12 protein-coding genes are annotated in these 21942 nt (G+C 66.1%); 4 read left to right on the forward strand and 8 right to left on the reverse strand.

The window, feature by feature from the left end:
- Nucleotides 1-113: 113 nt before the first annotated feature.
- Nucleotides 114-296: a hypothetical protein gene (locus ACIBEI_RS33205; protein WP_398893898.1), complete on the forward strand. Its 183-nt coding sequence runs from the start codon at nt 114-116 to the stop codon at nt 294-296.
- A gap of 192 nt (nt 297-488) precedes the next feature.
- Here the strand turns inward: ACIBEI_RS33205 and ACIBEI_RS33210 are convergent, their stop codons facing one another.
- Entirely contained in the window at nt 489-662 is a 174-nt protein-coding gene (locus ACIBEI_RS33210) for a hypothetical protein (protein ID WP_398893899.1), read from the reverse strand.
- A gap of 1139 nt (nt 663-1801) precedes the next feature.
- Here ACIBEI_RS33210 and ACIBEI_RS33215 point away from each other — a divergent pair.
- Nucleotides 1802-2062, forward strand: coding sequence for a hypothetical protein (locus tag ACIBEI_RS33215; RefSeq protein WP_398893900.1), 261 nt, complete (start codon nt 1802-1804; stop codon nt 2060-2062).
- A gap of 1182 nt (nt 2063-3244) precedes the next feature.
- Here the strand turns inward: ACIBEI_RS33215 and ACIBEI_RS33220 are convergent.
- The 5 genes from ACIBEI_RS33220 to ACIBEI_RS33240 form a co-directional block, all read right to left on the reverse strand.
- On the reverse strand, nt 3245-10069 hold the full coding sequence (locus ACIBEI_RS33220) for a ricin-type beta-trefoil lectin domain protein (protein WP_398893901.1): 6825 nt from the start codon (nt 10067-10069) through the stop codon (nt 3245-3247).
- 111 nt (nt 10070-10180) lie between these two features.
- Nucleotides 10181-14506 carry a LamG-like jellyroll fold domain-containing protein gene (locus ACIBEI_RS33225; protein ID WP_398893902.1) on the reverse strand — a complete coding sequence of 1442 codons (4326 nt, stop codon included), beginning with the start codon at nt 14504-14506 and terminating at the stop codon, nt 10181-10183.
- Nucleotides 14507-14861: 355 nt separating this feature from the next.
- Nucleotides 14862-15086 (reverse strand): hypothetical protein, encoded by a 225-nt coding sequence (locus ACIBEI_RS33230; protein WP_398893904.1) that lies wholly within the window; start codon nt 15084-15086, stop codon nt 14862-14864.
- Between the two features lie 298 nt (nt 15087-15384).
- A complete protein-coding gene (locus tag ACIBEI_RS33235; protein WP_398893906.1) occupies nt 15385-16716 on the reverse strand; it encodes a class I SAM-dependent RNA methyltransferase in 1332 nt (443 codons plus the stop codon).
- A gap of 121 nt (nt 16717-16837) precedes the next feature.
- Nucleotides 16838-18889 carry an APC family permease gene (locus tag ACIBEI_RS33240; protein WP_398893907.1) on the reverse strand — a complete coding sequence of 684 codons (2052 nt, stop codon included), beginning with the start codon at nt 18887-18889 and terminating at the stop codon, nt 16838-16840.
- Nucleotides 18890-19326: 437 nt separating this feature from the next.
- On the opposite strand from ACIBEI_RS33240, the gene ACIBEI_RS33245 reads away from it, so the two are divergent.
- Together ACIBEI_RS33245 and ACIBEI_RS33250 are read left to right on the forward strand one after the other, a co-directional pair.
- Nucleotides 19327-19998, forward strand: a complete 672-nt coding sequence (locus ACIBEI_RS33245; RefSeq protein ID WP_055615461.1) for a TrkA family potassium uptake protein — start codon at nt 19327-19329, stop codon at nt 19996-19998.
- On the forward strand, nt 19998-20675 hold the full coding sequence (locus ACIBEI_RS33250; RefSeq protein WP_189841148.1) for a TrkA family potassium uptake protein: 678 nt from the start codon (nt 19998-20000) through the stop codon (nt 20673-20675). The genes ACIBEI_RS33245 and ACIBEI_RS33250 overlap by 1 nt, the downstream gene beginning before the upstream one ends.
- A 145-nt stretch (nt 20676-20820) precedes the next feature.
- On the opposite strand, the gene ACIBEI_RS33255 is transcribed toward ACIBEI_RS33250, so the two are convergent.
- On the reverse strand, nt 20821-21540 hold the full coding sequence (locus ACIBEI_RS33255; RefSeq protein ID WP_055615459.1) for a DUF3159 domain-containing protein: 720 nt from the start codon (nt 21538-21540) through the stop codon (nt 20821-20823).
- Between the two features lie 3 nt (nt 21541-21543).
- Nucleotides 21544-21942: an OB-fold nucleic acid binding domain-containing protein gene (locus tag ACIBEI_RS33260; protein WP_359943564.1), complete on the reverse strand. Its 399-nt coding sequence runs from the start codon at nt 21940-21942 to the stop codon at nt 21544-21546.

The raw sequence follows: 21942 nt of genomic DNA on the forward strand, positions 1-21942 counted from the left end.
GCGCCAGGACGCACGAGACCCGGTGCTGGATCTCGATGCACGAGACCCCCGGCCCTGGATCTCGACGGCGGAGCCGACCTTTCGATCAGGGGGCGGGCGCGGGCGGAGGCCTCTTGGGCGAAAGCCAGAACCACCCCGCCGTACTCGGCGGCGGCGTGGAGACCCTGGTGGTCGAACAGATGCCGGAGCCGCACTCACCCCTCCTGGCAGATGTGGTCACGCTCGGTTCCCGTACCGCGGACAAGAGCGACGGGGGACACCAACTGCCGCACTGGCTGCGGTCAAGATCAGCCTGAGGCACCCGTACGGGCGGCCTTCGCACGTCGAAAGCGGATCCCCCGCCCTACGTCGGCTCACTCGCCCGCATGCCGTCGAGTGGAGCCGGAGTGGTGAAGGGAGCAGCGCGGATACAGCGAAGCCAAGGCAGAAAATGATCACTCAAGCAGTGGATGAACAAAGGTCACGGTATGAGTGACCACTCCACGTAATCACGCACGCACGCGCTGGTCGACGGTCTTGCGCCGGTCACAAGCGAGGGCGTTGATGTTGACCATGGCAGCCAAGGAGACAGGCAAAGGGCCCTGCCCGATCTCGACGGCCTGGACAGCCTCCGCGCCGGCCTGCCCCTTCTCGATCGTGAAGCACCACACCCGGGCGCTCACCGTACTGCCGGGACCTCCGCAGCCGGCGCGTCCCGATGTACCTCGTCCAGCGTGACGGCCTATGGCTTGCCTCCCACTACCGGAGGCCCGGGGAGAGCCCCATCAGCCACGAGTCCGACGAGCACCTCGCCCGCAAGGAACGAGTGGCGAAGGACTCGGAAGATCACGGCTTCCACGCCGACATCGAGGCGCAGACCGCCGACGGGCACGCGCGCCTCGATGTGCGCATCGACGGCGCCAACGGCATCGTCCTGGGCTACGAGCCTCAGCCGAGTGCCCAGACAGCCCGCGGAATGCGTGCACGGGAGGGTTCCGGCGCCGCAGCGCGACGCCGCACGGCGAAGCTGAACCGGCACACCCAGGCAAGCCGGCAGACATACTCTCCGCGCGAGCGGAGGTGGGCCGCCCATCGCCGCGGAGGAACAAGGCCGGCCTCCAGCGCACAGCCGCGCTGCACTACGTCGAAAAGAAACCGAAAGGGCCTCCGTCAGCCGTGGGAGTCCCCCGGGACCTTTCTGGGACTTCCCGGCCCCCATCAAGCGGCACGAGCATGAAATGAGCGTCACGAGCGTCATTTCAGCGTCAGGATATCGCCCGCAACGCCCACACCGCACATAATGCGCACGAACAAAACCGCAGGTCAGGAGCCCTTTGCGGCCGGTTCAAGGATCGCCACGCACTCAACATGGTGCGTCATCAGAAAGATGTCACCAAGTGAGGGACGTGACATATCAGCAGGTCAACGGCCCTTTTCTACGCTACCTGAGGGGGCTTCAGGCGCCTGGAGCGTCAATCGAGCGTCACGATTGGCCGGAGCGGTTTCTTCACTCCATCACTTCGGTCAGGTCTGCCGGCACGGCGTCAGCCACCAATGTTCTCGCCCGTCCGGTCACCCTGCAGGACCCCGCCTACGTCGGCGGCGCAATGACGGCGATGCAGGGCCGCCCGGGATACACCCGCATCCGCACCCCTACGTCTCCGTCACCGACGCCACCCGCGTCGCGGACGCCACTTCGCACCTGACGGCCGGCCCGTTTAAAACCTGAACCTCTTCTCCACTCGGCCAGCCGGACGACGACACCCCGGCCGCGCTCACCAAGCAGCAGTGAAAGATCGGTATCGGGAGGGAGGTTGAGGACGTGGCGAAGGAGCGGTTCACTCGAAGCACAGTGACCGTGGTCATGGCGGCCCTGGCCTACGTCCTCTCCTTCAGCAACATCTGGGCGCTTACCCTGCGGCTCGGTGTCCCCCGCCCGATCACACCGCTGATCGCCCCCATGGTGGATCTGTCGGTCGTCGGGCGCCTCATCGCGCTGCACTTGCTCGCCCTGCGCGGCGACGTGACACGGCGATCCTGCTGCACCATCGGCCAGTGCTATGGGAAGCGATGTGGCCGCTGACCGTGACGTACGTCCACGCGGTTCTCGAGTCCGCCCCGAACACGCGTCCACGGGGACAAAGTGACGCGCAACGTCGCCCGGAATGTCAAGACCACCACGCCCCTCCCCCGGCGCTTCCAGCCCCCCACCATCAGCACCGCCGAGGCCCAGCTGTTCCTCCGGTCGGCTGGCGACGACCGGTTGCATGCCCTGTTCGAACTCGCCCTGCGCACCGGACCCCGCAGACGAACTCCTGGGCCTCCACTGGGAAGACCTGGACCTGGACGATGCGCTTCCACAATCTCCGGCACTCGACAGCCGCCCTGCTCCTGGAACAGGAAGTCGACCTCGTCGTCATCAAAGAGCTGCTCAGCCACGTCCACATGGCGTCACCGCAGCCGTCGTCCGCTGCCGCTGCCGTCAAAAACCAAAATACCCCTTTCTCCATCACCTAAGAAAGAGGTATCCCCTTTCGCCTTGCAGGAGCATCTACGGTGTTTCAGTCGTTACTCAAGAGTTGCAAAACCGCTTCAGGCCCACCTGAATCGACAACACCCTTGAAGGAATCCAACATCACCGTGGCGCTCCACTGCCCCCTACCGGGGAGGACGAGTTCTGCGTCAGCGTTCCACTGTGAAGAACCGCTTATGCGGCACCCAACGCCGACTCCAGGCTCTCGACGGCTTCATAGCCGAGACCGGAATGGGCCCGGAGCCCCCATAGCTCTGCCATCCCTACCCCTTTCAACCTCAGCGTTGAACGCATGGGAGCCTCCGCCGGGCACCGATTCGATGGATGCTCCCATAGGCGTCTAGAGCGTCAAGAGCCGCCTTCCTCAGTCGTGCAACCGAATCGAGAGGTCGGAAGCAGTGACAGAGATTCGCCCAAAGTCGCCTGTCAGCACGTACAGACTATCCTCCACCTTAAAAGAGTCGATGCTCCCGTAGTCCAGCTCTCCGGTTGCATCCTTTGCCGGTGGGGTCCCCTGATCAAGCCAATGCAAGTCGACCACTTGTGAGAACTCCAGACTTCCTCGTCGGTAGCAATTCCTCTCACCGGGCGAAGCGGCCCCATACAGCGGATGGTCGACGTTCAGGGCAAGGTCCATTTGACAGGAAAAGAATCCCGGGCGAGCCTGAATATCGAGGACATAGCTTTCTTCCAGGTGGTAAATGGCTAGCCAACTTACTTCCCTGTAGTCCATCATCCCAAATCCCATTCGATAGGTGTGTGATTTCCTGGGCTTTTTCGCGTGACGGGATTTCCGAATGAGTCGATCCGTTCTCCGCGGGCATTCCTCATCTCGACGTGTGGGTCACTACTTCCCGGAGCTCTACCAGTTCCCTTCTTGATGGTGAGCCGGATAGTCCCGTTCGTGTCACGGAACTTGATGGGACCATTCTCCGTCTGACTGCGGGCCCAACCGTTTGAGTTCCCAAACTCCTCCAGTCGAGACGCCTTGGCGTTGCCATTTCTGGTGAGCTGCCCCATTGCAAAATCTGCGTCATAGCCGGCGACACCCTTCGGTTTGCCGCCTCCGCGAATCCCTCCAGCTCCTACACCTCCGGCTGCAAAGGCGACGCCGCCTCCAGCAGCAATCGCCGCGCCGAAGGATGAAAGCCCCTTGGGACAGCTGTTGCCGATACGACCGCAGGCATGGAACTTGGCGATTGCCAGCATATGCTGGGCGTTTGCCAGTTGCTCCGCGTCCTCAGGGTCCGTGATGTTTGAGGCGACGCCCTCGATCCCGGAATCGGGCCGGTCAGGGAAGTCGTAGGTCTGGAGGTCTTGGTTGAGCTCACTCTTGAAGTCCTGCGCCCGGTCCCAGTCGGCAGGGACGTGCACGTCGGGGAAAACCATCGTGTAACCGGGGATCAGCGAGGGGCCCGTTGGGGCGGAGCTCCATCCGCTGGTGGTCCACCAGCCGTTGTTGTAGCTGTCGCCGTCGCAGCCGTTGCAGCCCCAGCTGGGATGGTTGAGGGGCTTGCCGCCACTGTTCTTGGAGGGGGTGTTGTTGCCGTACTGGGCGCCGCCGCCGCACTCAATGGGTGAGGCGCAGGCCATGAGACCGCTGGGGTCACTCGACGAGATCGGGGTGTTGTCGGCGTAGCTATAGCCGTTGAGCTGCTGCGGGTTCGCCAGGTCCATGAGCGGGTCGACCGAGATGAAGCGCCCGATGCCCGGGTCGTACTCGCGGGCGCCCAGGTGAGTGAGGCCGGTTGAGACATCGTTCGTGCCGCCGACGAAGGACTTGGTACCGGGCCAGGCGGCCGGAGCGTTTCCGCGAATGCCGCCGAAGGGCAGCGTGCGACGCAGGTTGAGTTTCTGAGCGTCCGCGCTGATGGCTAGCTGGCCCGTGCCCTGGTGGTCTGCGAGGGTGAAGGAGACGCTGCCGTCGTTGTCCTGGACGGCCTGGTGACCGCCGCCGAGGCCGACGTAGCGGGTGGCTTCCTTGGTGCTGGATCCCTTCGGCACGGTGATCTCGGTGTGCCCGAGGTAGAGGGTGGTCTCGGTGGGAGTACGCGCGATCAGCCGGTTGCCGTCAGCGTCGTAGGTGTAGCGGGTGGTGTCGCTGGTGCTCGGGCTCCACTGTTGGGCCTCGCTGCTGTTGCACGCGTAGAGCTGCAGGTCGGTGCCGTTGTCCTGATTGGAGGACGGGACGTCAAGACACTTGTCGGTGGCCGGGTGATAGAGGGATGCGTCATCCGCACGCTCGATGAACCTCTGGTCCTCGCCGCCGTCACAGGTGGACAGCTGGACCTTCGTGCCGTTGCCGGTGGCGCACTTGCCCAGCGCCTTGAGGATGTCCCCGGTGCGTTCCCACTGCTGGGCCTCTGAGCCGTTGCATTCGTAGAGCTGGATCGGAGTGCCGTCCGCAGTCTGGCTGCTCTCGACGTCGACGCACTTGCCGGCCAGGCCCTTGATCGGACCGGCTGCGGTACCGGCGACCTTGGCGAGGTGGCCCTCGGCGTCCCAGGTGAGGGTCTGGGTGTCGCCTCCCAGGACACGGGTGCGGGTGTTGCCGGCCTCGTCGTAGGTGTAGCTGTCCTGGGATGTGACGCTTCCGGTCGTGGTGGCGCTGGATGTCAGCGCGTGCGGTCGGCGCTGTCCCGCGAGCGGGTAGGTGTAGGTGCTCTTCTCGTCCTTGCTGGTGTCGCCCGTGGGGTCGTGCTGCGTCTGGGTGAGGCGGTTGCCGGTCTTGTCGTAGGTGTAGCTGTGCCAGTACGCAGCCGGCCCGCCTGTCCCCTGGCTGGTCGGTGCGGCCGCGCAGCTCGTGTCGCCCTCAGTCCACGCTTCGGTCAGACGGCGCAGGTAGTCGTAGGTGTAGCACTGGTTGTCCGTGCCGGACCGGGAGACGTCGGCGGCGGAGAGGACGTTGCCGCTCTGGTCGTAGCGGTAGGAGGTGTCCTTGTCGACGCCAGCGATGTCCTGGCGATTGACGTGGATGTTCGCCAGGCGCTGGGTTCCGGTCTCGTAGGCATTGTTGACCCAGGTCTTCTTGCCGTCGCTGGTATTGCCGAGTTCGTACTGCAACGGCTTGCCGGTAAGGCTGTAGCTGGTCTTGGTGCTGTAGCCGTCACCGAGCATCGCCAGGGGACGAAGAGTGTCCTCGTCGTAGGTGTAGCTGTAGCTGCCGCCGGGGAGGGCTCCGGCTGCCGAGTAGGTCACGCCGGCCATCACGCCGGACGGCTTGTAGGAGACGCCCGTCTGGTACGTCCCGGCCAGGCCGGTCTCCGCGGTCGGGATGGTCACGGCCGAGCGCACGGGCCGGTAGAGCCGGTCGTACTGGGTGACCTTGTAGCTGTAGGCGTTGTTGCCGTCATAGCGGGTGGCCTCGGCGAGCTGTCCTTTGCCGTCGTTGACCGTGTCGTAGACCCATTTGGCGCGGAGCGGACCGGCGCTGCTGTCCTGGCGCAGTTCCGTCTGTCGGCCGAGTCCGTCGTAGATGTGGGTGAGGAGGGTGTTGCGGGCGTCCTTGGTGGTGGTGAGCTGGCCGCGGTCGTCGTAGGTGCTGCGGGTGATGCCCTTGTCCGGGTCGTCCGCCGTGATCTGGCGGCCGAGTTGGTCGTAGGCGTAGCTCCAGGTGTTGCCCGCGGGGTCGGTCAGCTTCTCCAGTGCCCCCTGCTTGGTGTGGGTGTATGACGTCTTGTCGTAGGTGGCCTCGGCGGTGCGCTGGTGGTGTTGGCGCAGTTCGGTGGTCTGGCCGCGGGCGTCCACCAGGGTGGTGGTGGCGGTGCCGCCCTCCGGAGGGATGACCGTCGTGCGGTCGCCGCCGTAGATCGTCCTGGTGACGCCGAGGACGGTGCCGCCGTCGCCGTTTCCGGCGAGTGTCTTGGTTTCAGTCTCCCGGCCGAGCCCGTCGTACGCGTGGCGGATCTGAGTTTCGACACTCAGCGCGTTGTCGGGCTTGAACAGTTCGCCGGGGGTGGCGTCCTTGGTGTAGTACGTGGCGAACTCCCTGCTGAGTTGGCCACGTACGTCATAGAAGTTGTCGGTCAGCAGCAGGCCGTTGTCCGGCCCGGGCGACTGGGTCTGGCGTTGGCGCAGAAAGCCGTCGTAGAGCGTGTAGGCGGCGACTTGGCGACCGCCTCCCGCGCTGAGGGTGCGGCTGGTGACAGCGACCGGTTTGCCCTCGGTGACCTGGTAGTCGAACTGGAAGTTGGGCAGGCTGTTGCTCGTCGTGGAGCGGTCGGCCGTCCACACCTTTGTACTGCGGCCCAGCGCGTCGTAGGCGAGTTTGGTCTTGTTCCCGTTGGTGTCGGTGACCTCCGCGGCCTGCCCCCGCTTGCCGTCCAGCATGGTGACGGTCTTCTGCGCGGTTGACGCATCCTGGGCAAGGGCGGGCGGGGTGACCTCGGTGACGGAGCTTGCGAAGCCTGTCGTGGGGCTGTAGGTCAGGGTGCTGACACGACCGTCGTTGCGGGCAGTGCGCGCAGGGCTGCCGCCAACCGTCGCGGTCACGTTGGCAGTCAGGTCGGTGGTGGTCAGCGGCCGCCCGTAGCCGTCGTAGGTCGCTCCTGACTCAAGGTAGGTGGCGGTCGTACCGTTGTGCTCCTTGAGGACGGCTGTGGCAGTTGCGTCGCCTTTGGCCGGGGCCGCGTCATAGGCAAGTCCGTCGTAGGACGTACGGGTGTCGGAGACGACGTCCTTGGAGCGGTCGGGTGTCGTGTCGCATCCGACACCAACGGTTTCTGTCCGTGAGGGCAGTGTGAGGATGTTGTCGCCGGTGTTGGTGGCGTAGGTAGTGCGGGTGCACCGGTTGTCCTTGGCTGTCGCGTTGTCTCTGTAGTCGTCGACCTGGGTGGGACGACCGGCAACGGTGTCGTACTCGGTGCTGGCAGACGTAATACGCCATGCGGATCCGGCGCCCTGGTCCAGGGAAGCCCAGGTCTTGGTGTGGGCGGTGCCAGTGAAGTTGGCGGTGACGGTGCCCCAGTCCCGCGTCTTCTTCGCCGTCTGGTGGTACCAGGGGCGGTTCACGGTCTTTGCGAGGATCTTGCCGTCCGGTGCGGAGTAGCTGACGGTCTTGTAGACGAAGCCGGCTGCCGCTTCATGGTCGGTGATGGGGTCGCCCTCACCGCTGCTGAGCTCAACGCTGACGGACTTGGTACCGCCAGAGGTGGCCTTGCGGTCTCCGTCCATGCCTCGCAGAAAGAAGGTGTCGCCCTGTGACAACATCGCCGAGTCGCCGCCCAGGCCGCCGGTCTTGACCCGGACGTGCCCGTAGCCGCGCCACTGTGACCAGGTCTTGAACTTCTCCTTGGTCAGGCCGTCATCGTCGTCGTAGTGCCAGGCCGCGTCGCCCCGGTAGTCGTACGCGGTGACCTGGTCCGGGGCACGGCCCGTGCGGTCGTGGGCGGTGGTCGAGTCGACCACGTACTTGTTGAACCACTGCCGCTCAGGGTCGTCGCTGAAACTGCCGCCGATGTACTGCGGGAAGCAGCGGGTCGTGTTGGTCTCCGGGGTGGGGAGCGCGTTCCAGTCGCAGACCGGTGCCGAGTAGTCGACGGAGATCTGCCCACCGGATTCGTCGTCCACGGTGGACAGCCGCTCTTTGATGAACGGGGCGAAGCCGTCGCCAGTCTTGTCTAGGCGGTTCTCGAGCTGAGTGTACGCAAAGGTGGTCTTCGGAACAGTAATGGCAGGTTCGGCCGACTGGCCGGTGCGCTGGATGGAGTCGAGGAGTAGCTGGTAGTCGGTGTCGGCCATGCCCCAGCGGTGGGCCAGCTTCCAGGAGTCGATGTTGTCGTAGCCGCCGGCGGAGTTGAGCACCTGGGTGGTGACTGAGGTCAGCCGCTTGCGAGTCCAGAACGTCGGGGCGAACTTGCCGTCGTCGCAGTCGGTTGCTTCGGCGCAGTTCAGATCCCAAGGCGTGTCGTACCAATAGAAGGCGTCCGTGCCGATGGATGCGCAGTCGGTGCTGGCGTTGGGCAGGCAGCGTTCGGAGTTGCCGAAGGTGACCTTGGCCAAAGCCTTGCTGCTGTACATCGAGGACGACTTGAGGCCGTATTCGATGCGGTCCAGGTATCCACCGCGGGTGTAGCGAGTGTCATTGGCGGCTTCCTGGTTGCGGCCGTAGGAGTTCTTCTCCTGGTTGTAGAAGTAGGAGACGGCATTGCCGTGGGTGTCGACGGCATAGTCCAGGTTCCAGCGCCAGGCCTGTTGGCACCAAGAGTCCGCGAAGGTGCCAACGTGGCATGGCTCCTCCGCGTCGTCACCGAAAACGGGCGCGGTCCAGGTGGATCCCGTGGTTTCCTTGCCGTCGCTCCAGCCGGGCAGTCGGTGGTAGCCGAAGTAGTAACGAGTGCCGTCCGGAGTGGTGACTCTCCAGTATTCGTCGTTGCGGGCGCCGTTGCCGCGTACGTTGTCGGAGGAACCGTCGATCCGGGCGATCTTGGTGCCGTCGTCCTTCTTCAGCCGCCAGGCGTCCTTGCCAGCGGAGACGAGTTCGCCGCCCTTGCCGTTGAAGGTGAGGTAGGCGTTGTCATACGCCCAGCAGAGGTCTCCCGGCTTGCGGCCTCCGTCGCCCACCACTCCGTCGTCGGCGCAGGGCTTGTAGCGGCGTTCGATGAAGCCGGGCCACAGGTCGAAGCCGTCGCCGACCCAGGAGGACTGGTTGTTGGTGCCGCCAGTTCTGCCGTCGATCCCGCCGGACGAGTAGGAGAGGCCGACCTGAGGCTTCAGCCCGCCCGGTACGGCAGGTACCGGCATGTCGTAGGACCAGCTGAAATCACCGGTGTTGAGGTTTGTCTTCCAGGTGGAGGATGCCGACAGCGGGGTGGCCGTGTAATCGCCCTTCCCGCCAACATCCGCCGCGACTGCGGCCAGCACGGTGGGCGCGCTCTCGCTCAACTGGACACTGGTGGCGGTGAGGGTCTGTTTCTCGGTGTTGTTGGTGGTCTTGACGGGCTTGCTGGTCTGACAGCGCTTCTTCTGCGGGGCCGTCAGGACACACTGCGGCAGCTCGACCAAGGTCAGGCGGGAGCCGTACGAGCCGCCGAAGGATTCGGTGAAGGCTGAGTAGTCGAGGGTCGCACTCACCCTGCCGGCGGTCGCGCTCTTTTCCGCCTGAAGGGTGAACAGAAGCCCGTTGAGATCCGCTTTCTCGGCTGTCCTTTGGTCGAGGAGCCGGGCTTTGACCTCACCGGCGGCGTTGTCTTCCCGTTTGGTCTTGGACGGTGGCTGCAGAGACAGAGGCAGGCCGCCGGCCTTGACCCGGCGGGAAGAATCGGCGGACGGAGCTTCGGGAAGTGCGACGATCTCGGATGCGGCCTTCGGCCACCGTGTCTTCGGTGCCGGCTTGGGGGTGCGAGGGCCCTTCGTCGTCTTCCGCGGCGTGCTCTTGGAGACGGTGGAGCCTTCGACAGGCTTCTCCGCCTTGGGCATTGCGGGGCGCCCGTTGCCGTCGTCCGCTGCCACAACAGTGGGGGCTATCGCCTGTAGCAGCGTGCCCACCATCACCGCGGAGGTCGCCAGGGCGACCCGGCGTCTCAGCGTGCGGATGTTCCTGCCCGATCTGGGATTCATCTGCTTCTCGTTCCTCACAGGATCGACCAAGGTCAGTGCCGCTTCACCGCGGCAGGGAAGTCTCAGGTGCGTGCCGGATCTCCTCCCGGGGCACGCCCCGGGAGGGAGTGATCAGCTGCCGGGTACTTGGGTGGGCACGTCGAACCAGCTGGCGGCCAGCTTTTCGATCTGCGCGTCCGTCAGGGGACCTTCGAATGCCCACACGTCATCGACCAGCCCGGGGAAGTACTCGCCGAAGGCTCCGGCCTGCTTGGCACGGCCGACCTGCAGCGCACCCGCGGCCTTGAAGGAGAGCGCGTTCTCCGCCCACGGGACCAGGTCCGTGCAGCCGGCCTGGTCCGGCGCTGCGTCACCGTCGCTGTCCGCGCAGGCGACCTCTTCGATGTTGCCGTTGACGTACAGCCGGATTTCCTTGGCGAGTCCGTCGTAGACCACGGCAAGGTGATTCCAGTCACGGACGTCATTGAAGTTCCCGTTGTCCGCCTCGCTCACGGCGGCCGCGTCGGAGTCCTGGGCGGGCAGACTCAGCCGCCACCTGCCCAGCCCTTCTGGATCGACTGGATCAGGCGCGTACCGCACGGCGAACGCGCTGGTGCGGGTGCCGTCCGCGCTGACGAGCGCGACTTCGTCTCCAGGGGTGGCCGCTGCCTGGGCCCATGCCGTCACTGAGAAACTGCCGGTGGTGTCCACCGGTATCCGGTTCGTGTCGCCGTAGTCGTCGACGCCGTCGAGTTCCACGCCTCCCAGATCGATGAAACCGGGACCGGCCTTGGCGCCGCCGCGCAGTGCCATCGTGTTGCCCTCGGCCGTGTCGTCCGGCGTCGTGGCGGTATCGCTGACGTCCTCGAACTTCCACCGCCCCTTGACCAGCGGGCGCTGCTTGAGCATCTGCTTGACCTCGTCGGCGGAAACCGGACGGTCCAGCAGCCGCACATCGTCGATGGTGCCCGGGAAGTAACTCCTGATCTGGCCGCCGTAGTTGTCGGCTCCGATGTACATGGACTGGTCCGCGTAGAAAGCTCCGGACAGCTCCGTCGACCCGGCTTTCGTTCCGTTCACATACAGCGTCAGTGTGTTGGCGATCGTGTCGTGGACACCGACCAGGTGTACCCACTCCCCCGCGCGCGCTGTGGTGCCCTCCGGCTGCATGGCACGTACGGGGATGGCGTCAGCCGCATCGGAGGAGTACTGGTTGAACGCCCACCGGTCGTACGCCTTGGAGTAATACAGCTCGAAGCCAGGAGCGTGGGTGCCCGCCTGAGCAGTAATGATCGCCGCGCCATCCGGCTTCTTGTCCAGCTTCGCCCAAGCCGAGACGGTGAAGCTTCGCGAGGTGTTCACGTGCGGCCCGCTGGTCTGTCCGATCTTCGCGTAGCCATCGGTGCCGTTGAACTTGGCGGCCTTGCCCGCCACACCGGGGACGCCGGTGGTCACGCCGCCGTTGTATTTGGCGGGCAGCACACCACCGTGCCCGGTGACCTCGGTGGCGTCAGCCGGCTCGTCCAGGTCGAAGATCGCGACGGCGGGGCGGCCCGGGTCGCCCACGGTCTGCTGGGTGAATAGTTTGTCCACCTCGTCCTGGGCCAGCGGCTTGTCGAACAGGTGCAGAGCGTCAACCGCGCCAGGGAGGAAAGCGCTGGGGGCGCCGCTGTAGGAGGCAGCGCCGATCTGGAGGCCGCGCCGTGCTTCCCAGGGCGTGCTGTAGGGCGTCTGGCCGACCAGCCTGCCGTCGACGAACAGCTCCAACACGTCCCGTCCGGAACTGTAAGAGCCGACCAGGTGTGTCCACTTGTCGACCGTCACGCCGCCCGGCTGAGCAGCCATCACCCGGGCGATGCCCGCATCCGCCATGTCGGCCTTGTACTGGTTGAACACCCACCGGTCGTACGCCTTGGAGTAGTACAGCTCGAAGCCAGGAGCGTGGGTGCCGGGCTGGGTGGCAATCACCGCGGCACCATCGGGCATCTTCGACAGCTTCACCCATGCCGACACCGCGAACCCCCCGCTGGTGTTCACCACCGACAGATCGGTCGACGCGTAGCCGTCCGTGCCGTTGAACGCCACAGCCGTTCCCCGAGTACCGGGCACATTCGGCGTCACGCCACCGTGCAGGGCGGCAGTCCGGGGCGGTGTCGACCCCTTCGCCTCAATCGCACCCGCGTCTTCGTCCATCTGCCACGTCGCCCGTTCCGGCTGCCCCGCTTTCACACGGAAGCGGTAGCTGACCGGTGCTGAGGCGTTTCCCGCAGCGTCGAAGGACTTCACGTACAAGGTATTGATGCCGACCTTGGGCGGCAGGACCTTGAGGGTTTTGGCCGCCCCACTCGCGGTCGTGATCGCATTGCTCGATGACGGGTCGACATTGATGCCGTACCAGTACTTGGTCACCTGGGTGTCGTTGGCCGCGATCGTGAACGCCCCGTACTTGCCTATCCCGTCGTACCACGGATCATCGGGATTGCCAGAGTCGGATGCAGGGTATTCCGTCGACGAGATCGTCGGCGGTTTGGGCGCCTTGGTGTCGTAATAGAAGTAGCAACCGGTCGCATCGCCCGCATACGACCACGGCGAATACTGCGCCCCGTCGTATGACCGCGCGTACCAATGAATCTGCTTGTTCTCCGGTACAGAGGAAGGCAGCCCTATGGAGAATCCCGAGCCGGACTTCTTCGATCCGCTCACAGACGGCTTCCAGCGAACGATCAACCCCTTGCCGTCCCCAGCATCCCACTTGGCCTGGAACTGTATGGCGACGTTGTCACCGTCCGGGTCAGTGATGTCGTCGGCGTAGATCGTCCCCAAGGAGCGGCTCCGCGCCGCACTGTCGGGCTTCTTGCACGTGCCGCCGTATTCCATGCTCAGCTGGGACATCTTGATCTGCGGAGGAGGCCGGTTGTACTTGACCCGCAGAAAGGCCTTGTCCGAGAACCGCTTCCAGCCGTTGGCATCGCTCTCACTCGAGGCCTGCATGCCGAACGTCATCGTCGACCACTTGCCGTTTGCGGCCTGCTGAACGGCCGACTTGACATCGAACTCCGCGTCCTTGGCCCCACAGCCCTCGTAGCCATGCGCAAACGACTCGGTCTTGAGGTGGTCGATCCAAAATCCAGAGGCTTTCTGCGAATTCCACGTGGTCGACGACGAGATGTCCTTCGTCCGCCACAACTGGACACCGCGCGCCTCACAAGAAGCGGACCACACATTCCGCACCACGAACTCGGCCCGCAGGATACTCTTGCCCGCGAACTTCGACACCGGAATCCGATAGAACAGCCGCTTGGTGTCATTCGGCTTGCAGTACGCCCACCCGCAATACCCCATACCGGCGTTCGACTCGCCGTTGAACTTCCACTGCGGCGAGGACGCCCAGTACTCCGACGCCATCGTCCACGCCGTTGCCCTCGGCGAGTACCACTGCGGGTCGATGAACACCGGATAGGTAGTGTCCTTCCCCTTCAACACCTCCACATCGGGGATGAGCACCAACTCCTTGCCGTCCGTCGGCACGTCCACACCGACAGGCGCCAGCTTCCCCGACTCACCTGCCGCAGGCTCCTCGACCGCATCCGCCGGAGTAGTGTCGCCAGCAACTGCCGCCCTGGGCTGAACGCCCTTGGCACCCTGGCCGCCTTCGGCAGCCGCGCTGGAGTCCCACATCATCGGCTTGGGCGCTTCGAACACTGTCCCGTTCGCGCCTTGGTCGACCGCCTCCAGGCCACCCTCAGCGGTCTCACGAACCTTCATTCCGTCCGCGGTGAGCTTGAGCCGCAGTTCGGAAAGCTCACTACTGGTCGCTGCCTCCGCCGACTTAACCACCAGCAGTTGGGTGAACCCATCTTCCTGTGCACCCATTCGGAGGTCCACATCGGGAAGAACATCGCGGTATGTGGCCGTGCCGCCGCTCAGTTCCGGCGCAGGCAGTTCTCCGGGCCAGGACAGTTCAAGCTCACGCCCCCCCTTCACCATCCGCACCAACGGTGCAGCTGCACCGCCGGCGGAGAACTCCAGACCTACGGTGGTCGCCTGCGTAGCAACCATTCCCCCCGATACTTTTGACAGGCTCGTGTCTATCGGTCTCCATTCGCCCCTGACGCGGGCCCGTACCGGCCGCAGAAACTCCCGAGCCTCCAAATCACCGTCAGGCGTGGCAAACACGTCCGTACTCTCACCGCGCAGCGATCCGACCTCGACGTACTTGCCCGAACGTTTCGCCTGTGCGAGCGCCTCGTCGGTGGTGACCGGAGCAGACCTCTCATCGTCGGCTGGCACGGCATCCGCCCCTACGCTCCGAGTCTGGGCAGCGACCGGACCGGCCGTGTCCGCAAGGACCCCCACAGTCAGGGCGGCAACGACCGCGAGGGCCACGACACGGGGCGTTGATCGATGCCACCCCAACCCCTTTACAGCAGCCCTACGAACGTCCTGCCCCCGTTGCATGAACCCCACCTCAGCGTCACAGAAATCGCACAAGTGCGCAGAGTCAATGCCGCTAACACGGCGTCGTCAAGGGTCACTTACGTCACACAAGCATGGGTGTCCTAGTTTGGCGCTATTCAGGATTGGCGTATTCTCACCTTGATCTACTGCTGCGACCGAGAGGGTTCGTCGAGTCGGCGATCGGGTTTGTGCTTCATGCCGCCTCTGCCCGAACAGGTGGTGCGCACGCCACTCGCGCTGAGCACGACCTCCAGGTGGAACCAGTCGAGCAGCGCGTCGGAGGACTCCCGGAGTCGTGCTCCGGATCCGAACTTCACCGGCGGGCCCGCCATAAGTCCCGCCTCGGCACCGATCTTCAAGAATGCGGCGGCTTGCGCCCATCGAACCGACGCCGGTGATCGTGCCCGAGAATGACCACGCGGCTCATGTAGTACCCCGGCAGTCGTGCTGCAGCCCAGACAGTCACTCCAACTTCGGCAACGTCGTCCTGGCCAAGGTGGCCGTCCTCGAAGTACAGCGAATAGTGCGAGCCGCTGATGCTGGCCTTGTCGGTCCCGATGCCCCCGGTCGTGGTGACCAACACCAAGATCAAGACAGACCTAGAGAGTTCCTACGAGAAGTGTGCAGGCATATCTCCGAGCAGCGCTCCACGCCAACTTGCAGGTGCTGACCCATCAGAACGAGCGTCATTTGGGCGTCGAACCAGTCCGCTGCCGAGGCGACACCGGCAGGGATCGGAACTCAACGGCCGACCCCACACTCCCCCATGGAGCCGCAGGTCAGAGGTCACTGGCGAACGCGTAACTCGCTTCACGCCATATGCAGGGGAAAACAGATCGATCGGACGGAGCGAAATCAGGAAAGGCCAGGCCAGACGCCTATCGGACCGGCTCAAGAATCGCGATGCACTCCACGTGCGCCGTCATCGGAAACAGATCGAACGCCCGCAGCGTCCGCACCCGGTACCCGCCCTCCCGGAAGTACGCCAGGTCCCGCGCCAGCGCCGCCGGGTCGCAGGCCACGTACGCGATCTTGCGCGCCCCCAGCGAAGCCAGGTGCTGGACCGTCTTCTTGCCGGCGCCGGCGCGGGGCGGGTCGAGGACGATGAGGTCGACCTCGGTGATGCCGGTGCGCGGGAGGACCGTCTCGACCTTGCCCTGTTCGATGCGGACGCGGTCGAACGCGGCGAGGTTGTGCTTGGCGTCCTCCACCGCGCGCTTGCCGGACTCGATGCCGAGGACCGCGCCCTTGTCGCCGAGGCGGTCGGCCAGCGCGCCGGCGAAGAGGCCGACGCCGCAGTAGAGGTCGAGGGCCATGTCGCCCTTGCGCGGGAGCAGGCCCTGCATGACGGCCTTGACCAGGGTGTCGGCCGCCATCGGGTGGACCTGCCAGAAGCCGCCGCTGCCGACCCGGTGCGTACGGCCGTCGGCGCGCTCGCGGACGAAGGCGCGGCCGTGGACGCGGTGGATACCGCCGTCGTGTTCCTCGACGCGCATCACGGAGACGGGCTTGTCGAGTTCGACGAGGGGGAGGCGCGCGCCGGGCCGCGGTTCGAGGATCACCATGCGGTCCTGCGAACCGGTCGCCGCGATCGCCTCGACCGACTCCATGCCGGACCAGTCGCGCTCCTCGATGCCCAGCTCGGAGACCCCGGGCGCGGCGATCATGCAGTGCTCGATCGGCTCGACCTCGTGCGAACGGTGGCGGCGCAGACCGGCGTTGCCGTCCTCGTCGACCGCGTACTGCACGCGCGTACGCCAGGCGGGGACCTCACCGGCGGGCAGCTTGTCGCCCTCGGCCGGCATCACCGTGCCGTCCCAGCCGGCCTCCTCCGGGGTGAGGCCCGCGAGCCGCTGGAGCTGCTCGGCGATGACCTCGCCCTTGAGCCGCCGCTGCGCGCCCGGCTTGGCGTGCTGCCAGTCGCAGCCACCGCAGCGGCCCGGACCGGCGTACGGACAGGGCGCCTCGACGCGGTCCTTGGACGCCTCCAGCACGGTCACCGCGTCCGCCCGCAGGAAGCGCGAGTCCTCCTCGCCCTCCGTCACCCGCGCGACGACCCGCTCGCCGGGCAGCGCATGCCGTACGAAGAGGACCTGGCCGGCGTCCGTACGGGCGATGCAGTGCCCGCCGTGCGCGACGGGGCCGATCTCGACCTCGTACTCCTGACCCACGAGCGACCCCGCCGGCGATTTCTTCGGTTCTGCCTGCATGGCGGGGTGACTCCAGATGCGAAATGGGGAACGGCCGGACAACAGCCCACCAGTCTACGTGGACACCGCCCGGCCGCTCACCACGAGCCCGTAGGCCCCCTGGCGCCCTGCCCCCTGATTCTCAGCTCTTCGGGGACGTCGGCTCCTTCGGCCGGTCCTCGGCAGGCCCACGCCGCACGGAACCCGGCGCGTTCCAGTCCTGCCGCTTGCGGGCCCGCTTCTTGGCCACCTCGGACGACTCCAGCTGGTACGGCACGGACGTCACCATCACGCCCGGCGTGAACAGCAGCCGCCCCTTGAGCCGCAGCGCGCTCTGGTTGTGCAGCAGCTGCTCGTACCAGTGGCCGACCACGTACTCGGGGATGATCACCGACACCGCGTCGCGCGGGGACTCACGGCGCAGTCCCTTCACGTACTCGATGACCGGCCGCGTGATCTCGCGGTACGGCGAGTCGAGGACCTTCAGCGGTACGTCGATGCCGCGCCGCTCCCACTCCTCGCGCAGGGCCTTCGTCTCGGCCGGGTCGACATTGACGCTGAGCGCCTCCAGGGTGTCGGAGCGCATCAGTTTGGCGTACGCGAGGGCCCGCAGCGTCGGCCGGTGGATCTTCGAGATCAGCACGACGGAGTGGACCCGGGAGGGGCGCACGCTGTCGTCGGACGGGCCCTCGGGCGCGGCGATCTCCTCGGCGACGCGGTCGTAGTGCTTCCGGATCGCGGACATCGTGGCGTAGAAGATCACCATGCCGAGCAGCGCGACCCAGGCGCCGTGCGTGAACTTGGTGACGAGGACGACGACCAGGACCAGGCCGGTGAAGAAGGCACCGAACGCGTTGATCGCCCGGGAGCGGACCATGTGACGGCGCTTGGCCTGGTCCTTCTCGGTGGCCAGGTGGCGGTTCCAGTGCCGGACCATGCCGGTCTGGCTGAGCGTGAAGGACACGAACACACCGACGATGTAGAGCTGGATGAGCCGCGTCGAGTCGGCGCCGTAGACCCAGACGAGCAGGATGGCCGCGCCGGCGAGCAGCACGATGCCGTTCGAGAAGGCGAGCCGGTCGCCACGCGTGTGCAGCTGGCGCGGCAGGTAGCGGTCCTGCGCGAGGATCGAGCCGAGCAGCGGGAATCCGTTGTACGCGGTGTTCGCGGCGAGGAAGAGCACGAGCGCGGTGGCCGCGGCGAGCACGATGAACAGGAAGCTGCCGTCACCGAACACGGCCTCGGCGACCTGGGAGATCACCGGGTTCTGAACGTAGTCGGAGCCGACCTCGACACCGTTCTTCAGCAGGTCGTGCGCGGGGTTCTCGGCCATGCGGACGTTGGTCGCCATGGCCAGGCCGATGATGCCGCAGAACATGGTGACGGCGAGCAGGCCCATGGCGGCGAGCGTGCTCGCCGCGTTCTTGGACTTGGGCTTGCGGAAGGCGGGGACGCCGTTGGAGATCGCCTCGACGCCCGTGAGGGCGGCACAGCCGGAGGAGAAGGCGCGCAGCAGCAGGAAGACGAGGGCGAAGCCCGCGAGCCCCTGGTGCTCGGCCTTGATCTCGAAGTCGGCGGTCGGCGCCTTCATGGTGTCGTCGAGGACGAGCCCGCGGAAGGCACCCCACGCGATCATCAGGAAGACGCCCACCACGAAGACGTACGTCGGGATAGCGAAGAGCTTCCCGGACTCCTTGACCCCGCGCAGGTTCATCAGCGTGAGCAGCACGATCACGGCGATCGCGCAGAGCACCTTGTGCTCGACGACGAACGGGATCGCGGAGCCGAGGTTCTCGATGCCGGACGAGATCGACACGGCGACGGTCAGGACGTAGTCGACGAGCAGCGCGCTGGCGACGGTGAGGCCGGCCTTGGGGCCGAGGTTGGTGTTGGCCACCTCGTAGTCGCCGCCGCCGCTGGGGTAGGCGTGCACGTTCTGCCGGTAGGAGGCGACGACGGTGAACATCAGCACGACGACCGCTACGGCGATCCAGGGGCTGAAGTGGTAGGCCGACACGCCCGCGATGGAAAGGACGAGCAGCACTTCTCCCGGCGCGTACGCCACGGAGGAGAGCGGGTCGGAGGCGAAAACGGGGAGTGCGATGCGCTTCGGCAGGAGTGTCTCTCCGAGCCGGTCACTGCGCAGTGCGCGCCCGATCAAGATCCGTTTGGGCACGTCGGTCAGTTTGGACACGCAGAGGATCGTAAGCGGTCGAACACGGCCACGCCCACCCTCCCCCGCCCTTGGCGTCGCTCGGAGGACAGCGCGCCCGTCCTTCGTCTGCCCTCCGAGTGAAATCCCGTACGGGCCCGGTTGCGGATTCCACCGCCGGGCGGAGCCGCATGCCTATATGAAAAAAGCCAAAACTTTGCCGCCCCTTGCCACTTCATGGAGGTTCCATGCACGCCACCGCGGAACTCATCGGCGCCGCCGCCGGACTCGTAGGCCTCGGGATCCTCACTCTCGTCAGCGTGCGCAGCATCAGCCGCCGCTGATCGCCGGGATCCCGCGGGCGATCGTGCACGGGGGTGCCCCCCGCGGACCGCGCGTGTGTAGCTTGGGCGTCGGTCTGAGACGCTGTCTTACGCGTGTCAGCCTGAGCAGCAACTTTTCACACCGGAAGGACGGTCGTGCACATCGTCATCATGGGCTGCGGAAGAGTGGGTTCCGCTCTTGCCCAGACCCTGGAGCAACAGGGGCATACGGTCGCCGTGATCGACCAGGACCCCACCGCCTTCCGACGACTGGGCTCCGGGTTCGGCGGCCGTCGTGTCACCGGCATCGGCTTCGACCAGGACACCCTGCGCGAGGCGGGCATCGAGGACGCCGGCGCCTTCGCCGCCGTCTCCAGCGGTGACAACTCGAACATCATCGCCGCCCGGGTGGCCCGGGAGATGTTCGGCATCGAGAACGTAGCGGCGCGTATCTACGACCCCCGCCGTGCCGAGGTCTACCAGCGGCTGGGCATTCCGACGGTCGCCACCGTGCGCTGGACCGCCGACCAGATGCTGCGCCGACTGCTCCCGTCGGGCGCCGAGCCGCTGTGGCGCGACCCCACGGGCGGGGTGCAGCTCGCCGAGGTGCACGCCTCCACGGCGTGGGTCGGCCAGCGGATCAGCCGGCTCCAGGAGGAGACCGGTGTGCGCGTGGCCTTCCTCACCCGGCTGGGCGAGGCGGTGCTGCCCACCTCGCAGACGGTGCTGCAGGAGGGCGACCTGGTGCACGTGATGATGCGTACGGACGACGTCGAGAAGGTCGAGGCGTCGTTCGCCGAGGGCCCCGAGGAAGAAGGCGGTCACTGATGAGGGTCGCCATTGCCGGTGCCGGCGCGGTGGGCCGCTCGATCGCGGGCGAGCTCCTGGAGAACGGGCACGAGGTCCTGCTGATCGACAAGGCGCCGACCGCCATCTCGGTCGAGCGCGTCCCGCAGGCGGAGTGGCTGCTTGCCGACGCCTGCGAGATCACTTCGCTGGACGAGGCCGCGCTGCAGAGGTGCAACGTGGTCATCGCGGCGACGGGCGACGACAAGGTGAACCTCGTCGTGTCGCTCCTCGCCAAGACGGAGTACGGGGTCCCGCGGGTCGTCGCCCGCGTCAACAACCCCAAGAACGAATGGCTGTTCAACGAGTCGTGGGGCGTGGACGTCGCCGTCTCGACCCCCCGTCTGATGTCGGCCCTGGTCGAGGAGGCGGTGAGCGTCGGTGACCTGGTCCGCCTGCTCCGCTTCAGCCACGGCGACGCCAACCTCGTCGAACTGACCCTGCCCCCGGAGTCGGCCCTCGCCGGCACCCAGGTCGGCGAAGTGGCATGGCCCGAGGACACGTCCCTCGTCACCATCATCCGCGGCACCCGGGTCCTCACGCCCACCCGGGAGGACTCCCTGGAAGCGGGCGACGAACTCCTCTTCGTGGCGGCCCAGGCCCGCGAGGAACAGCTGGAGGACCTGCTGTCGGTACGCCGCGAGGAGACGGCGGGCTGACGGTCTGGAACACGTAAATAGGGCGCCCGGAAAACTCCGGGCGCCCTATTTCAGCCCGTCCGGCGTTTGAGGACGAGGCCGTTCAGGCCGAAGCGGGGGTCTGGGGGCGGCAGCCCCCAGGGAGGCCCACACAGGCACTGGGTGCCTAATCCGCAGACCGAGCCGCCGCTTCCCGCTCCTTCTCGGCCCGCTCCTCCGCCTCCATCTCCGCAAACACATCAATCGGCGGCGGAGCCTTCGCCAGGAAGACCCACGTGAGCCAGACCGCGAGCAGGAAGGGCGGGATCTTCAGCGCGATCAGGACCCAGCCGAACTGAGTCGTGTCGGCCCACCAGTACAGCGGGAACAGGATCGCGCACTTGGCGAGCAGGATGAGCCCCCAGGCCCAACTGGCCTTCGCGTACGCCGTCTTGCGCCCGGGATTGCGCGTACGCCAGGAGAGGTTCTCCTTGAAGACCGGCCCCAGAATGAGCCCGATCAGCGGAACTCCCGCAAGCGTGGTGATGATGTAGGCGAGGGCGAGTCCGAGCGTGTAGAGCATGCCCGGCAGATAGAAGTCCTTCGCGTTGCCCGTCATCATCGCGAAGACCACGCCGAAGGCCACACCGAAGACGCCGCTGAAGGCGTGCTTGACGGTGTCCTTCATGACCAGGCGGACCACGACGAGCAGGATCGAGACACCGAGGGCCGCGATGGCGGCAGAGTGCAGGTCCTTGTTGATCGTGAAGATCGTGACGAAGAGCAGGCCCGGCAGGACCGTCTCGATCATGCCCCGCAGACCGCCGAACGCCTCGAAGAGCGCGGCCTCGGTCACCGCCCGCGAATCCCGCTGGGCGTCTTCGGTCGGCTTGTCGAGCGACGTCACCGGCTACTCCCGTCCGAGGGGTCTGAGTTCGTATTTGGGATTGAACAGCACCCGGCGGCCCCGGCTCATCGAGATCCGGCCCGATGCGATCAGCTTGCGCCCCGGTTCTATCCCCACTATGGAGCGCCTGCCGAGCCACACCACGTCCAGGGCGGCCGAACCGTCGAACAGCTCGGCCTCCAGGGCCGGGACACCGGCCCTCGGGCGGAGGGTGACCGTGCGCAAGGTACCAGTAACGGTGACCACCTGTCGGTCCCGGCAGTCACCGATACGCGTACAGCCCGCGGTCTCCGTGTCCTCGCGCAGCTCCTCCGACTCCAGGTCCTCCTGGGAGGAGGAGAGCCGGTCGAGCATCCGCCGGAACCGGCCCGCCGGCTTTTCGGAACGAGGAACAGCGCTCAT

Origin of the sequence: Streptomyces sp. NPDC050988 (assembly GCF_044456225.1) — a bacterium.
Classification (GTDB): Bacteria; Actinomycetota; Actinomycetes; order Streptomycetales; family Streptomycetaceae; genus Streptomyces.

What these genes read in the sequence shown, in the direction of transcription:
- ACIBEI_RS33220 (WP_398893901.1), bottom strand. Translation starts at nt 10,069, where the DNA reads ATGAATCCCAGATCGGGCAGGAACATCCGCACGCTGAGACGCCGGGTC.
- ACIBEI_RS33225 (WP_398893902.1), bottom strand. Translation starts at nt 14,506, where the DNA reads ATGCAACGGGGGCAGGACGTTCGTAGGGCTGCTGTAAAGGGGTTGGGG.
- ACIBEI_RS33235 (WP_398893906.1), bottom strand. Translation starts at nt 16,716, where the DNA reads ATGCAGGCAGAACCGAAGAAATCGCCGGCGGGGTCGCTCGTGGGTCAG.
- ACIBEI_RS33250 (WP_189841148.1), top strand. Translation starts at nt 19,998, where the DNA reads ATGAGGGTCGCCATTGCCGGTGCCGGCGCGGTGGGCCGCTCGATCGCG.
- ACIBEI_RS33260 (WP_359943564.1), bottom strand. Translation starts at nt 21,942, where the DNA reads ATGAGCGCTGTTCCTCGTTCCGAAAAGCCGGCGGGCCGGTTCCGGCGG.